We start from the raw sequence: 14,014 nt of genomic DNA on the forward strand, positions 1-14,014 counted from the left end.
GATATAGTAGTATAGAAACAGAATGAAAACCGAAAGAGGGTAAGAAGTATGTGTGGTTTTGTAGGATGTTTATGTGAAAACCCTAGAGAGTTTTCAGAAACAGAAAAACATCAATTTGAAAATATGAACACGATGATTTTCCACCGTGGTCCAGATGACGAAGGATATTTTCGTGATGAACATGTACAATTTGGCTTCCGCCGTTTAAGTATCATTGACTTAGAGGCAGGACATCAGCCGCTAACTTATGAAAATGATCGATATGTAATTATTTTTAATGGTGAAATTTACAACTATGTAGAATTACGTGAAATGTTACTTGAAAAAGGTGCAACGTTTGCAACACAATCTGATACAGAAGTTATCATTGCATTGTATGCACATATGAAAGAAAAATGTGTAGACTATCTTCGTGGTATGTTTGCATTTATGATTTGGGATCGTGAAGAGAAGAAACTTTTCGGTGCACGTGACCACTTCGGTATTAAACCTTTATACGTCGCACAACAAGGTGATACTACATTCTTCGCATCTGAGAAGAAAAGTATTATGCATGTGATGGAAGATAAAGGAGTTAATCCAACGTCACTACAACATTACTTTACGTACCAATATGGTCCAGAGCCAGAAACATTAACAATTGATGTTAATAAAATCGAGCCTGGTCATTATTTCGTAAAAGAAATCGGTAAAGAGATGGAGATCCATCGCTACTGGAAACCTTATTTCAATGCTTCAAGCGCAACGAAAGAGGAGCATATCCAAGCAATTCGTGATGTGTTATACGATTCAGTAAAAGTGCATATGCGCAGTGATGTACCAGTAGGTTCATTCTTATCTGGTGGTATCGATTCATCTATTATCGCTTCTATCGCAAGAGAAATGAATCCAAATCTTTTAACATTCTCTATTGGTTTTGAACAACGTGGTTTCAGTGAAGTTGATGTTGCCAAAGAAACTGCTGAGAAATTAGGCGTTAAAAACCATAACGTATTCATTTCAGCGAAAGAGTTTATGGATGAGTTCCCAAAAATCATTTGGCATATGGATGATCCTTTAGCAGATCCAGCAGCTGTACCATTGTACTTCGTTGCAAAAGAAGCACGTAAGCATGTAACAGTTGTTCTTTCAGGTGAAGGTGCAGACGAGCTATTTGGTGGTTATAACATTTATCGTGAGCCAAACTCACTAAAAATGTTCTCTTACATTCCTAGCCCAGGTAAGAGCGTTCTAAAAGCATTAAGTGGTGCTCTTAAAGAAGGATTTAAAGGTAAGAGCTTCCTAGAGCGTGGATGTACGCCAATTGAAGAGCGTTACTATGGAAACGCGAAAATCTTCCGTGAAGAAGAGAAAGTTGAATTAATGAAGTATTACAATGAAAGTGTTAACTATATGGATATCACGAAACCATTGTATAACGAGATTAAAGATTATGATGATGTAAGCAAAATGCAGTACATTGACATGTTCACATGGTTACGTGGTGACATTTTATTAAAAGCTGATAAAATGACAATGGCAAACTCATTAGAACTTCGTGTACCGTTCTTAGATAAAGAAGTATTCGATGTTGCATCTAAAATTCCAACTGAATTTAAGATTGCTAACGGAACTACAAAAGCTATTTTACGTGAAGCAGCACGCGGAATCGTTCCAGATCACGTATTAGATCGTAAAAAACTTGGATTCCCAGTACCAATTCGTCACTGGTTAAAAGACGAAATGCATGATTGGGCTATCAATATTATAAACGAGAGTAAAACAGAGCATTTAATCGACAAACAGTATGTATTAAACTTACTGGAAGCACATTGTGCAGATAAAGGCGATTATAGCCGTAAAATTTGGACTGTCCTTGCGTTTATGGTATGGCACCAAATTTATGTTGAGCATAAATACGATACGAATAAGTTCCATGAAGAAACAAAACGTGCGTATAGCTTAGTTTAATTAGAAAAACCTTAAGATCGCATACGGTCTTAAGGTTTTTTTCATAAATAGGAAGTATTATTGATACAATAATAGTAAAAGGATGGACAACATATGATTACGTTTGAGAAAGTTACTGTAGAAAATGAAAGCGTTGTTAAAGAAATGTTTAAATCGCATAGTTTAGGTGAGAAAAAGGTACAGTACTGTGTGAAAGTTGATGATACATATATTGGTGTAATAGATTATAGTGTTCAAGAGGAACGAGCTGTTTTATCACAGCTAATTATTCATTTTGATTACCAAGGTTACGGTTATGGTGCAAATACGTATTTTACATTTGAAGAAATGATGAAACAAAGAAATGTGAAAGAAATAAAAGTGCTACAAGAGGAATTAACAGAAAAGGCGAAGTCTTTCATAGAGAGTTTTGGTTTTACTTCAGAAGATGAAGAGTATGTAAAGAAAATATAACGATGATTACTTATGCGATAAAATAAATATAAGGCAGGTGGATGTATGACGATGACTTCTGGTCTTGTATTAATTGGAGGGTGCTTTATAGTAGCAGAATTATGTCATATACTCATTCGGAAAAGAATGAGTAAGAAAAAAAAGCCGTATGAATTACAATACGTCCCTGTCTTTTTCATTATGTTTTGTATGCTTAGTACATTACAAAATCTAATGAACTTTCCACCACTTGTGAATGTTTTTTTAAAGTTCGGTTTACTTTATAGTGGTGCTGGAATAACACTTTTATTTATTTTATTTTGCATACGTTATGTTCACTATCAATCGTATATATTTATTTTAAATTGGTTAAAGCAAGATGATAGAAAACGCCTTACATAAGGCGTTTTTTTATTTGTAATTGTAACAGAACTTGTACATTTCACATAAAATAGGACGAGTAGCAATGCAAACATATTACAAGAAAGGGGCGGGGCAATAAAATGAAACTTGTTATAGACGCAGGGCACGGTGGATATGATTCTGGTGCTGTTGGTAATGGTTTAGTAGAAAAAAACTTAACACTTCAAATTGCTAGACGCGTTCGAGACATTTTAACGGTAAATTACCCAATTACAATTAAAATGACACGTGATAGTGATGTGTTTATTTCTTTATCTGAACGTGCTAATATTGCTAATGCTTTTGGTGCGGATTATTTTATTTCATTTCATATTAATAGCGGCGGGGGTACAGGTTTTGAAAGTTATATTTATAATGCGTTATCCAATAGCAGCACTGCATATGCAAAGCAACAAAAAATGCATACAGCTGTCAATCCTGTATTAACAAAATATGGTCTTCGTGATCGAGGAGCAAAAAAAGAAAATTATGCGGTATTAAGAGAAACCACAATGGATGCAATTTTAACTGAGACTGCTTTTATTGATACAGCGTTTGATGCAAATTTATTAAAAAATCCACAATTTATTGAAGATCTAAGTCAAGCGTATGCAAATGGAATAGCAGCTATTTTTGGAGTAGCTCCAAATCCACAACCCCCTAACCCACAACCGACACCTCAAACGAAGGGAATCGCTTATATTCTTGGGAAAAATGTAAATTTAAGAAATGGTCCATCAACTTCTTCCTCAGTTATTCGTCAATTAAATTCTCCAGAATCTTACGTTGTATATCAGGAAAGTAACGGATGGCTAGATTTGGGGAATGGGCAATGGGTGTATAATGATCCTTCGTACATTAATTTTGTAAAGACAAGCAATAGTGATGGAAGCCCGATTGGGGTTGCATATATACAAGGGATGAATGTAAATTTAAGAAGTGGTCCATCAACTACATCTGCAGTTATCCGCCAATTAAATTCTCCAGAATCTTATTTAGTATATATAAATGAAAATGGTTGGTTAAACCTTGGTGGAAATCAGTGGGTATATAATGACCCAGCGTATATTAAATATACTCAATATTAGGAATTAAAATGATAATGCAATATGGATGCGTATCCTTGTTATGTATAACAAGGATACGCATTTTAATAACAACATTTATTTTCATACTTATGCACTATGTTTTAAAAAGAAACATTAGAAAAGCGGATAGAATCTAAATAGTATATATTAAAAAAGTTTTCTTATATACATTGACAATGTATATAAGATACATTAATCTTTAAATGTTAATGATAATCGATTTCATCTAGGGAGGACATATGATACATACTAAAAAACTAATTATGTTCTGCATTATGATACTCATGGTTGTAATTGCAGGATGTAGTAAAGAAGAGAAAAAAGAAAATAATATATCAGCGAAAGCAAAAGATTCATATACGGTAAAGCATGCAATGGGTGAAACGACAGTAAATGGTACACCTAAAAAAGTTGTTGTTTTAACAAATGAAGGCGCAGAGGCTCTCCTAGCTGTGGGCGTAACGCCAGTGGGGACTACGAAACCACGTGCTGGTGATGAATGGTATCCTCATGTAGCGAAAGAGTTAAAAAACACGGAAGTTGTAGGAACTGAACGTGATATTAATTTAGAGGCTGTAATGAAGCTTAAGCCAGATTTAATTATCGGAAATAAAATGCGTCATGAAAAAATATATGATCAGCTAAAAGAAATCGCACCAACTGTTTATGCAGAAACATTACGCGGTGATTGGAAAGAAAACTTTACACTTTATACAAAAGCTGTAAATAAAGAAAAAGAAGGGCAAAAAGCTCTTGATGATTATAAAAAACGCATTGAAGGAATGAAAGAGAAGTTAGGCGATAAATTGAATTCTAAAGTTTCTATTATTCGTTTCGTGCCAGGTGATGTTCGTATTTATCAAAAAAACTCATTCTCGGGTGTTGTTTTAAATGATATTGGATTTAAACGACCACCATTACAAGATAAAGATGATTTTGCGATAAAAGGAATTACAAAAGAGCAGATTCCAAATATGGACGGAGACTACTTATTCTATTTCACGTCTGATAAAGATGCAGATAAGAATAATGAAGGAAATTCGTTAGCGAAGGAATGGACAGAAGATCCACTCTTTAAGCAACTACAGGCTTCTAAAAATAATAAAGTATTCCAAGTAGATGAAGTGATTTGGAATACAGCAGGTGGTATTGTAGCTGCAAATCTTATGTTAGATGATATTGAAAAATATTTCCTTAAATAAATGATAAAATACATCACTTTTACGAAGTGATGTATTTTTTGTTTGTGAAAATACAGAAAATTCCTTCTTTCGGGGTGACATAAGTTGTACAATAAAATCAATCATGTGATAAAGGAGTGGGGAAGAATGAAAGCTACTCATAAAGATTGGATCTTGTTTAATGGGAGAATGATTAATACGAAGGAAGAACAGCCGATGGTCGCATTAGAAGAGCGCGGTTTCCAATTTGGTGATGGTATTTATGAAGTATTTAGACTATACGATGGCAAGCCTCATTTATTAGATTTACATTTAGAACGATTCTTTAACTCTATGGCAGAAATAAAACTAATTCCACCATTTACGAAGGAAGAATTAGTAGAAGAGTTATATCAAATGATTGAAAAAAATCAATTTCAAGAAGATGGGAATGTATATTTACAAATATCAAGAGGTGCACAACCGCGCAATCATGTATATGAATCAGATTTACAACCGACATATTTTGCAAATCTTGTTTCGTTCCCAAGACCAGTTGCTTCAATGGAGGCAGGGATTAAGGTAACAGTAGAAGAGGACATCAGGTGGAAGTTTTGCCATATAAAATCTTTAAATTTGCTTCCTAATATCATGATCAAAAACAAAATAAATGAACAAGGGTATCAAGAAGCAATATTAGTACGAGGTGGCATTGTGACTGAAGGATGTCATTCCAATTTCTTTATCGTGAAAAATAATAAGTTAATTACACATCCAGCGGATCATTTAATTTTACATGGTATTACACGTCACTACGTGATTACATTAGCGACAGAGTTACATATCGAAGTAGAAGAACGAGAGTTTTCATTACAAGAAGTATATGAAGCTGATGAGTGCTTCTTTACAGCGACGCCACTTGAAATATTCCCAGTCGTTCAAATTGGTGATGAACAGTTTGGAGCTGGTGAAAGAGGACCAATTACGAAAAAATTACAAGCTGCATATGAAGAGAGTATTCGTTTGTTTAAAGTGACAAATTAATCATGAAGAAAAAAGCTGGTATTCTTCCGGCTTTTTTTCATGATATAATTCAAGCATAGGACAAGTTTTGAAAACGCTGTAAAAAGGGGATTTAATATATGAATTATGAAGATTTTAAAGAAGTAATTCACGGAAGACGAAGTGTTAGAAAGTTTACAGATCAAGAAGTATCTACTAATGATATAAAAGAAATAATTGATTGTGCGCGTTACGCACCGAGTGATACGAATTCACAAACGTGGGAATTCTTAGTTGTCATGAATCGAGAGAAGATTAAAGAAATTGAACAAATGACATGGGATGCATTACATAAACTTGCGACAAAAGCAGCAGAAAATGGAGAAGAGAAAGCAGGGAAATTACTTACACGTTCTTTCGGACCATATGCAACAGCTTTCTCGGAGGCACCAGTATTAATCGTATGTTTGGCAACACCATATGAATCAAAGTTTCGTGAAAAGGTATTTGATCCAATTGCTTTTGTTCCAGATTCAGTTTGGGAAGAAGAAGGGATTAAGAGTAGCTGTTTAGCGGCACAAAACTTAATGTTAGCTGCACATGCAAAGGGACTTGGTACTTGTCCAATGACAGGGCCAGTATTGCTAGCTCAAGATGAACTGCGCCAATATTTACAAATTGAGCCTGAAAAACAAATAAATATGGTTATTTCACTCGGATTTCCGAAAGATAAGCCAAAAAAACTTCCAAGAAAAGAAGTAGAAGAAATCACAACATTTGTTTTTTAAAGTGCTACATAGAAAAGACATTGGACATATCAATGTCTTTTTATTTTTGAGCGGGTATTATATCGATTTGTTGGGCTAAAATGATAAATAAGAAGGAATTACTATTTATTTCATAAAAAAAATTAATGTTCTATTAAGGAAAGTATGATACATTAATCGTGAGCAAGCTTCTATATGTTCATAAAAGTTTTAAAAGTTGTCTTAAAATTTAAAAGTTATTTTTGTATAATAAATTATAATCAAATGACAGGGGGGATGAATTTTGAAAAAATTCATAATCACTGGATTGTCTGTATTGTTATTAGTAGGTTGCGGTGCTCCACAGGAAAAAGAGGACGCGCAATCAAAACAGGAAGAACAAGTTGTAAACGCAAGTGATGAGAATATGGTTGTATTTCCTGAAGGTGCAATGTCAATTGGAGAAGGGAAAGTAAAAGTTATTACTCCAGATGGTACTTCTGAAAATGGCAATATACCGACTGTATTCATTAAAAAGGATACTTTAATTCAGCAAGTTGAATTAGAACTTTCTAATTTTCAAAGTGATAAAGAAACCTTCATATTTGTAGATCAAATGTATACAGATAGACATCAAGTAACTAGTACAACGCAGACAACAGTACAATTAAAAGAAAAGACGCTTGAAACAGGTAGTCATACGATTACTGCAGTTCAGTATGAAAACAATGACCCGAAAGGAAAGGTTATTAGTTTTAATCAAGCAACATTTGAGACAAAGCCTGCGTCTTAATAAGAATAAAAAGTACATTACTCAAAAAAGTAGTGTGCTTTTTTATTTGGACTAGAGTGTGCAAGAGTGAATAACTTGTTTCGTTTTCTAATGCGATTAAATAGGAAGAAATCACTTGCTACTACTATGACAGAGAAAGAGGTTGAAGATGTGAATCGGTGTATTCGTATCGTCTTGATTAGTATAATGATGGCAGTAATTTGGTTTACGATACAAGAGGTGATTCAAATTACGTTTAATTACCAAATTCATGACTTAGTAATAGGAGCTAGTTGTTTTACCATTGTGTATCTATTATATCCCGCATTAATGGGCAGTAAGACCTCGCCTTAAAAATCGGTATATGTGAGGAGAATAGGTGGGAGATCAACTGTCCGATTGGTTTAACTAATAATCATTGGAGATGAACAAACTCTCCAATGATTAAAGTTTCACTTTATGATAAACTCGAATTAAGGTAAGTTTTACAAGAAAAATGTAGGTATTTCATTTGAAATGTCGAATAGTACATACGATGTCGTAATAACAAATTTTCTATTGTTTACTGTGAAACAGAAGAAGGAGAGATAGTAGTTATGAAACGAGCTCTTATTAATATTGATTATACATATGATTTTGTAGCGGAAAAAGGTGCTTTAACTTGCGGAAAACCAGGTCAAGAAATTGAGAAGGAAATTGTACATATAACGACGCAATATATTGAAAATGGAGATTACGTTGTCTTTGCGATTGATAAACATGAAAAAAATGATGTATATCATCCAGAATCAAAATTATTCCCACCCCATAATATAGCTGGTACAAGTGGAAGAGATTTGTTTGGGGAATTACAAGATGTATACGAAACATATAAAAATGCTGAAAATGTATATTACATGGATAAAACACGATATAGTGCATTTGCAGGAACCGACTTAGAAATGAAGTTAAGAGAAAGAGGAATAGAAGAAGTTCATCTTGTAGGTGTTTGTACTGATATTTGTGTTCTTCACACAGCAGTAGACGCTTATAATAAAGGATTTAAAATTGTTGTTTATGAAAAGGCAGTTGCATCTTTTAATGCGCAAGGGCATGAATTTGCACTTGGACATTTTAAATCTTGTTTACATGCAGAAGTGAAATGAAAAAGAGGCCTTTAAAAAGGTCTCTTTTTTGCGTTTAAACTGAGACGACATTTTGTTCAATTAATTTTTTTATGAATGGGCTAATATTTTGTGGTAGCTCATTTAAATTAAAAAATTGTACATGTAATGATTCGACTCCATCAGCTTTTAGCAAGCCACCTGTAATATCTTTGCAAAGGTAAGCGATTGTTATAGGGTAAAATTCATCTCCGTTCGGTAATTTCACAAAACATTCTTTTCCAGAAAATACGCTTATTAATTGTAAGGTTCCTATTTCAATCCCTGTTTCTTCGAGCACTTCTCGTCTCCCAGCTTCTTCTGTTGATTCACCAAGTTCAACGAATCCACCAGGAACACCCCAAATACCATTTTGCCTTTGTTGAAGTAATATTTGTCCTTGTTCATTGAAAACAGCTACAGCAACTCCTGCTAGATTGAGTGGTCTTGATCCGACAACTTTTCTAAGTTCTTCAATATATCCCATTGTATGTAACCTCCGTAAGAAAAAATAAGAGCAAATAAACTATTCGTTATTATGTAAATATATTCCTCTTTATAAGGGGAGAGATGACATATAACTTATTTGTTTTATTTGGTAAAATATACATCAAAAAAGGTCAAACAAAATCTTTGACCTTTTTTGACCAAGTGTTATAATAAAGACAGAAAGAGATAATCTTTCATTCATAAACAATAAGGAGGAAAAAATATGCGTAATTTATTTCCAGAAATAACAAAACGTCAAAATGGTATTTTTGATTTTGGGCCTTCTTTATTAGAGGGGATGACAGATGCTTTCTTTAAACCGATGAACATGGATACTTTTAAAGTAGATATTCATGAACAATCTGATAAATATACAGTGAAAGCAGATTTACCAGGTTTTCAAAAAGAAAACATTCAAGTTAATTTTGAACAAGATATATTAACGATCCAAGCAACGAATCATAATGAAGTAGACGAAAAAAATGAGAATGGCACATATATTCGTAAAGAACGTTCTATAGGTTCTGTAACTCGACGCTTTAATTTTAAACAAGTTGAGGAAGAAAAGGTTAAAGCAAATTATAAAGATGGCGTACTGACAATTGAATTGCCAAAATTGAAAGAAGAAAAAAGTAGTAAGACAACAATTAATATTGAATAAAAGAGCTGATAAATTCAGCTCTTTTTTTACGTAGTTAATGAATAAATGAGTTGAAATCGTAATGAGATGAATAAAGTTTTAACGTATAAAAAAATTTCACGATTTGCTCCCCCTTAGGTTATTAAAAAGGGTATATTTAAAGGGAAAGGAAAAAGAACAGCTAGACATACTGTTTAAAGTGAATTAGTAATAGAGTCAAAATACATAGTAAGGGTAGCGGCATTTTAGATTAGGATAATAGATTTTTCTGGAACAAACTTAGGCGATTATGAATTTTTTAATTAGTAAGGAAGTGGTTAAATGAGCTTATTAACGTATACGGAAGAATTTTTTAATTATGTAAGGGAGTTTTTACTTTTAAGATTTTTACTATTTGCTTTAGTTTTAATCATTATTTCGTTTGTAATAAACCGTATTATTGATTGGTTTTTTAGGAAATCAAGCTTTTTTGATGAAGAGGTAGAGCAGACGATTCAAAGTGTAATTCGATCTATTTTTAGATATATCATTATCATCAGTCTTATCATATATTTAATTAGCCAATTTGTAGATATAAAAAGTATTATTGCAGGTGCAGGGATAGCTGGAGTTGTCATCGGTTTTGCAGCACAACAGATGCTAAAAGATGTTATATTAGGCTTTGCCAGATTAGCGGACAAAGAGTTTCGAGTTGGTGATTTTGTAACTTTTAACGGAACAAATTCAGGAACTATTGAAGAGATTAGTATTCGTTTTATGCAAATTCGTGAATGGTCAGGAAAACTACTTACCATCCCGCACGGAGAGATTAGAACGATACAAAATTTTAATAAAGGATGGATGCGTGTAATTGAACGCATCACGGTAAGTTATCAGGAAGATCCAACAAGAGTGAAGGAATTGTTAGAAGAAGTATGTGTTATATGCAATGAAAAATTGAATCAAACTCTTTATAGAGTAGAGGATGACGCTGTTGAACCATTTAAATACGTCGGTGTTACAGACTTAAATCCTAACTTGAAATATGTTGGCTATGAATTTTGTATTACAGGTTTAATAAAGCCAGAAGATTATTTTGAAACTTCTAGACAAGTAAGATTTGAATTAATGTCTATGTTCCATAAGAATCAAGTGCAAATGCCAGCAGCGAATATGGTTGTTACTACTGAAGGTTTACAGCATATCCATGGTGGACAATCTTTATCGGACAGCTAAAGTAGAATCGTTTGTTAACAAAAATTCTGATTCCAACATTGGATAGAATAACAATAATAAAATGATTGATATAAAGAAAGGGCTGAAGGGATTCGGTTCTTTTTTTATTTATAGAATTTAGAAATTTCTTAATGTTATAATTGTAGTTGGTGATGAGAATGAACTTTGAAGAAAAAGAGATGCATCGTTTAGAAGCATTAAAAGAAATTGCTGAATTATTAAATGAAGCAACAAACTTACAGGATATGTTAGAAAAAGTGTTGCATACATTGTTACAAGTAATGAATTTACAAACAGGGTGGATATTCTTTATTGATGAAAGTGGAAAGCATAGCATGCTTGTAGACGAAAATTTACCAGAGGCTCTTACGTGGCAAGAGAAGAAGCCGATGTGTGAAGGAAACTGTTGGTGTGTAGAACGTTTTGTGAATGGGAGATTAGAAAAAGCGACTAATATTATTGAATGTAAGCGAATAGAAGATGCAATTGAATGTAATTGGGGAGAGACAGAAGATGTTACACATCATGCGACAATTCCGCTTAGGTCTGGATCAGAAAAATTTGGTCTACTAAATGTGGCTGCGCCTCATAAGACTCATTTTTCAGAGGAAGAGTTAGCATTATTAGAATCAATTGCATTTCAAATTGGAACGACAATACAACGTATTCAGTTAGTTGAGAAAGAACGTAAATATGTAGTGGTAGCGGAAAGAAATCGACTTGCACGTGATTTACATGATTCAGTAAAACAATTGTTATTTTCTATTATGCTAACAGCGAAAGGTACTTTGAATATGACGCAAGATAGAGAATTGCAAGAGATGTTAAGTTATATTGGAGAATTATCACAAGAAGCATTACAAGAGATGACTCTATTAATTTGGCAATTAAGACCTGAAGGATTAGAGAAAGGGTTAGCAGAAGCAATTCAAAATTACGGGAAGTTATTAGGAGTTCAAGTGGAAGTTCGAATTGATGGGATGGTTTCAATTGGGGATGAAATAGAAGAAGTTTTATGGCGTATTAGCCAAGAGGCGCTACATAATTGTAAAAAGCATGCTTCGTGTGAAAAGGTACATGTTCTTTTGAAAATAGAAAATAACCAGTTACATTTTTACATAGAAGATAATGGAATAGGATTTATACAAGAGCAAGTAAGGGAGTCAGCACTTGGCCTGAAAAGTATGAAGGAACGTATTCAGTTAATGAAGGGGTCGTTTCAAATTATAACAGAGCTGAGAAAGGGTACAAAAATAGAAATTCAATTGCCGATTTGAAGGGGAGAATAAGATTGAAGATTAAATTGCTACTAGTTGAGGATCATCATATCGTTCGAAGAGGACTTGTATTCTTTTTGAAAACGAGAGAAGAATTTGAAATTATTGGGGAAGCAGAAAATGGCGAAGAGGCATTACATTTCGTGCAAAAAGAAAGACCGGATGTCGTGCTAATGGATGTATCGATGCCGAAAATGGATGGAATTGAGGCAACAAAACGTCTAAAGCAATACGATGAGACGATAAAGGTACTTATATTAAGTAGTTTTTCAGAGCAAGATTATGTTATACCAGCACTTGAAGCTGGAGCAGATGGTTATCAATTAAAAGAAGTACAACCTGAGCAACTTGTCGCTTCTATTATTGCAGTGCATCAAGGAAATGCAAATTTTCACCCGAAAGTAACACCTGCATTAATGGGGCGTACCGCAGTAAAGAAGGAAATAGAAAATCCTTTTTCAATGTTAACGAAAAGAGAGCAAGAGGTACTTCGCGAAATTGCGAAAGGAAGAAGCAACAAGGAGATTGCAGCAGAACTTCATATTACAGAACAAACTGTGAAAACACACGTTTCAAACGTTTTAGCTAAATTGGAAGTGGATGATCGTACGCAAGCCGCATTATACGCAGTGAAACATGGGGAGAATTATTCATAAGCATGAATAATTCTGTTATATCGTATGACAGAATACATAGGAGCAATTAAAATTTATAGTAATCCCTAATATAGGTTTTTCTTCTTTCAATAATTAGGTACAATAAAGTTAAACTAATCGGTTTTTACAGGATAAAGCTACGATAGAAGAGGAGGATATGCTATGCCTGGTACAAGGAGTGGGATTGGAAAGATTCAGGCTTCGTTAAATGGTTTATCACCGAAATTGCGAAGTATTGCCGAACATATTTTGAAACATCCACAAGATGTTGTACATAAATCTATTACAGAATTAGCTGAAGCTACGAGTAGTTCTGAAGCGACGATATTCCGCTTATGTAAACACCTTGGTTTGCAAGGTTTTCAAGATTTAAAGATTACATTAGCTCGTGAAATTGTACATACACCGATGCAAAATATTCATGAAGAGGTATCAGCAGAAGATAGTATGGTAACTGTTGCTAAAAAAGTTTTTCATTCGCATATTACAGGACTGCAAGATACTTTACATTTGCTAAATGAAACAGCACTTGAGCAGGCTGTACGAGCTTTGCAAGAAGCAAGTCGAATTGAGTTTTATGGAAATGGTGGCTCTGGTATTATTGCGATGGATGCGTATCATAAGTTTATGAGAACGGGTATTTCTTGTATCGCTCATACTGATTCGCATTTTCAAATTATGGGAGCAGGTTTACTCTCGGAAAATTCAGTTGTTATTGGCATTTCTCATTCTGGTAGCAATAAAGGATTACTTGAAGCGTTAGAAGTAGCGAAAGCAAGAGGGGCCAAAATTATTGCGATTACGAGCTATAAGAAATCAGCATTAAGTCAACTTGCTGATATAACGTTATATACATCAACACGTGAGACTGAATTCCGTACAGAAGCAAGTTCATCACGATTAGCACAGTTAAGCTTATTAGATACTTTGTATGTAGGGTTGTCGTTGCAGCGACAAGAAGAAACACTAAAAAATTTACAAAGTATACGTGAAACGATTTCGATGAAGCGAATATAAAAAAGCTCTTCAAATGAAGAGCTTTC

The 14,014-nt window shown here is 33.8% G+C and carries 16 protein-coding genes; 15 read left to right on the forward strand and 1 reads right to left on the reverse strand.

The window, feature by feature from the left end; all coding sequences use genetic code 11:
• Positions 1 to 48 precede the first annotated feature (48 nt).
• From asnB to ACTJJY_RS21770, 10 genes are all read left to right on the forward strand, one after another.
• On the forward strand, positions 49 to 1,950 hold the full coding sequence (gene asnB / locus ACTJJY_RS21725) for an asparagine synthase (glutamine-hydrolyzing) (protein WP_000333826.1): 1,902 nt from the start codon (positions 49 to 51) through the stop codon (positions 1,948 to 1,950).
• A 93-nt stretch (positions 1,951 to 2,043) separates the two neighbouring features.
• Positions 2,044 to 2,403, forward strand: a complete 360-nt coding sequence (locus ACTJJY_RS21730; protein ID WP_000627519.1) for a GNAT family N-acetyltransferase — start codon at positions 2,044 to 2,046, stop codon at positions 2,401 to 2,403.
• Between the two features lie 51 nt (positions 2,404 to 2,454).
• The gene (locus tag ACTJJY_RS21735; RefSeq protein WP_000200465.1) at positions 2,455 to 2,784 is read left to right on the forward strand and encodes a hypothetical protein; all 330 of its coding nucleotides are present in this window, start codon (positions 2,455 to 2,457) and stop codon (positions 2,782 to 2,784) included.
• A gap of 101 nt (positions 2,785 to 2,885) precedes the next feature.
• On the forward strand, positions 2,886 to 3,872 hold the full coding sequence (locus tag ACTJJY_RS21740; protein WP_440606511.1) for an N-acetylmuramoyl-L-alanine amidase: 987 nt from the start codon (positions 2,886 to 2,888) through the stop codon (positions 3,870 to 3,872).
• 239 nt (positions 3,873 to 4,111) lie between these two features.
• Positions 4,112 to 5,074 (forward strand): ABC transporter substrate-binding protein, encoded by a 963-nt coding sequence (locus tag ACTJJY_RS21745; RefSeq protein ID WP_440606512.1) that lies wholly within the window; start codon positions 4,112 to 4,114, stop codon positions 5,072 to 5,074.
• 126 nt (positions 5,075 to 5,200) lie between these two features.
• Positions 5,201 to 6,076 carry a D-amino-acid transaminase gene (gene dat, locus ACTJJY_RS21750; RefSeq protein ID WP_106822127.1) on the forward strand — a complete coding sequence of 292 codons (876 nt, stop codon included), beginning with the start codon at positions 5,201 to 5,203 and terminating at the stop codon, positions 6,074 to 6,076.
• 98 nt (positions 6,077 to 6,174) lie between these two features.
• Positions 6,175 to 6,822: a nitroreductase family protein gene (locus tag ACTJJY_RS21755; protein ID WP_440606513.1), complete on the forward strand. Its 648-nt coding sequence runs from the start codon at positions 6,175 to 6,177 to the stop codon at positions 6,820 to 6,822.
• Between the two features lie 262 nt (positions 6,823 to 7,084).
• Positions 7,085 to 7,573: a hypothetical protein gene (locus tag ACTJJY_RS21760; RefSeq protein WP_000713495.1), complete on the forward strand. Its 489-nt coding sequence runs from the start codon at positions 7,085 to 7,087 to the stop codon at positions 7,571 to 7,573.
• A 126-nt stretch (positions 7,574 to 7,699) separates the two neighbouring features.
• The gene (locus ACTJJY_RS21765; protein WP_015406474.1) at positions 7,700 to 7,906 is read left to right on the forward strand and encodes a hypothetical protein; all 207 of its coding nucleotides are present in this window, start codon (positions 7,700 to 7,702) and stop codon (positions 7,904 to 7,906) included.
• 242 nt (positions 7,907 to 8,148) lie between these two features.
• On the forward strand, positions 8,149 to 8,697 hold the full coding sequence (locus ACTJJY_RS21770; protein ID WP_000816771.1) for a cysteine hydrolase family protein: 549 nt from the start codon (positions 8,149 to 8,151) through the stop codon (positions 8,695 to 8,697).
• Positions 8,698 to 8,731: 34 nt separating this feature from the next.
• Here ACTJJY_RS21770 and ACTJJY_RS21775 read toward each other — a convergent pair whose 3' ends face one another.
• The gene (locus ACTJJY_RS21775) at positions 8,732 to 9,181 is read right to left on the reverse strand and encodes an NUDIX hydrolase (protein WP_440606514.1); all 450 of its coding nucleotides are present in this window, start codon (positions 9,179 to 9,181) and stop codon (positions 8,732 to 8,734) included.
• A gap of 225 nt (positions 9,182 to 9,406) precedes the next feature.
• Between ACTJJY_RS21775 and ACTJJY_RS21780 the strand changes: the two genes are divergently transcribed.
• The 5 genes from ACTJJY_RS21780 to ACTJJY_RS21800 all read left to right on the forward strand — a co-directional run bounded on the left by ACTJJY_RS21780 (position 9,407) and on the right by ACTJJY_RS21800 (position 13,988).
• On the forward strand, positions 9,407 to 9,844 hold the full coding sequence (locus ACTJJY_RS21780; protein ID WP_440606515.1) for an Hsp20/alpha crystallin family protein: 438 nt from the start codon (positions 9,407 to 9,409) through the stop codon (positions 9,842 to 9,844).
• Between the two features lie 300 nt (positions 9,845 to 10,144).
• The gene (locus tag ACTJJY_RS21785) at positions 10,145 to 11,038 is read left to right on the forward strand and encodes a mechanosensitive ion channel family protein (protein WP_440606516.1); all 894 of its coding nucleotides are present in this window, start codon (positions 10,145 to 10,147) and stop codon (positions 11,036 to 11,038) included.
• Positions 11,039 to 11,217: 179 nt separating this feature from the next.
• On the forward strand, positions 11,218 to 12,315 hold the full coding sequence (gene casK / locus ACTJJY_RS21790) for a two-component system sensor histidine kinase CasK (RefSeq protein WP_170925745.1): 1,098 nt from the start codon (positions 11,218 to 11,220) through the stop codon (positions 12,313 to 12,315).
• A gap of 14 nt (positions 12,316 to 12,329) precedes the next feature.
• Entirely contained in the window at positions 12,330 to 12,971 is a 642-nt protein-coding gene (gene casR, locus ACTJJY_RS21795; protein WP_088362949.1) for a two-component system response regulator CasR, read from the forward strand.
• 162 nt (positions 12,972 to 13,133) lie between these two features.
• The gene (locus ACTJJY_RS21800; RefSeq protein WP_440606517.1) at positions 13,134 to 13,988 is read left to right on the forward strand and encodes a MurR/RpiR family transcriptional regulator; all 855 of its coding nucleotides are present in this window, start codon (positions 13,134 to 13,136) and stop codon (positions 13,986 to 13,988) included.
• The last annotated feature ends 26 nt before the right edge of the window (positions 13,989 to 14,014 follow it).

It is taken from the genome of Bacillus sp. 22475 (assembly GCF_052044835.1).
Classification (GTDB): domain Bacteria; phylum Bacillota; class Bacilli; order Bacillales; family Bacillaceae_G; genus Bacillus_A; species Bacillus_A cereus.

Bases quoted from the DNA above. Each gene is read 5' to 3' on its own strand.
- asnB (WP_000333826.1), top strand. From the start codon at position 49: ATGTGTGGTTTTGTAGGATGTTTATGTGAAAACCCTAGAGAGTTTTCA.
- ACTJJY_RS21730 (WP_000627519.1), top strand. From the start codon at position 2,044: ATGATTACGTTTGAGAAAGTTACTGTAGAAAATGAAAGCGTTGTTAAA.
- ACTJJY_RS21735 (WP_000200465.1), top strand. From the start codon at position 2,455: ATGACTTCTGGTCTTGTATTAATTGGAGGGTGCTTTATAGTAGCAGAA.
- ACTJJY_RS21740 (WP_440606511.1), top strand. From the start codon at position 2,886: ATGAAACTTGTTATAGACGCAGGGCACGGTGGATATGATTCTGGTGCT.
- ACTJJY_RS21745 (WP_440606512.1), top strand. From the start codon at position 4,112: ATGATACATACTAAAAAACTAATTATGTTCTGCATTATGATACTCATG.
- dat (WP_106822127.1), top strand. From the start codon at position 5,201: ATGAAAGCTACTCATAAAGATTGGATCTTGTTTAATGGGAGAATGATT.
- ACTJJY_RS21755 (WP_440606513.1), top strand. From the start codon at position 6,175: ATGAATTATGAAGATTTTAAAGAAGTAATTCACGGAAGACGAAGTGTT.
- ACTJJY_RS21765 (WP_015406474.1), top strand. From the start codon at position 7,700: ATGACAGAGAAAGAGGTTGAAGATGTGAATCGGTGTATTCGTATCGTC.
- ACTJJY_RS21770 (WP_000816771.1), top strand. From the start codon at position 8,149: ATGAAACGAGCTCTTATTAATATTGATTATACATATGATTTTGTAGCG.
- ACTJJY_RS21775 (WP_440606514.1), bottom strand. From the start codon at position 9,181: ATGGGATATATTGAAGAACTTAGAAAAGTTGTCGGATCAAGACCACTC.
- ACTJJY_RS21780 (WP_440606515.1), top strand. From the start codon at position 9,407: ATGCGTAATTTATTTCCAGAAATAACAAAACGTCAAAATGGTATTTTT.
- ACTJJY_RS21785 (WP_440606516.1), top strand. From the start codon at position 10,145: ATGAGCTTATTAACGTATACGGAAGAATTTTTTAATTATGTAAGGGAG.
- casK (WP_170925745.1), top strand. From the start codon at position 11,218: ATGCATCGTTTAGAAGCATTAAAAGAAATTGCTGAATTATTAAATGAA.
- ACTJJY_RS21800 (WP_440606517.1), top strand. From the start codon at position 13,134: ATGCCTGGTACAAGGAGTGGGATTGGAAAGATTCAGGCTTCGTTAAAT.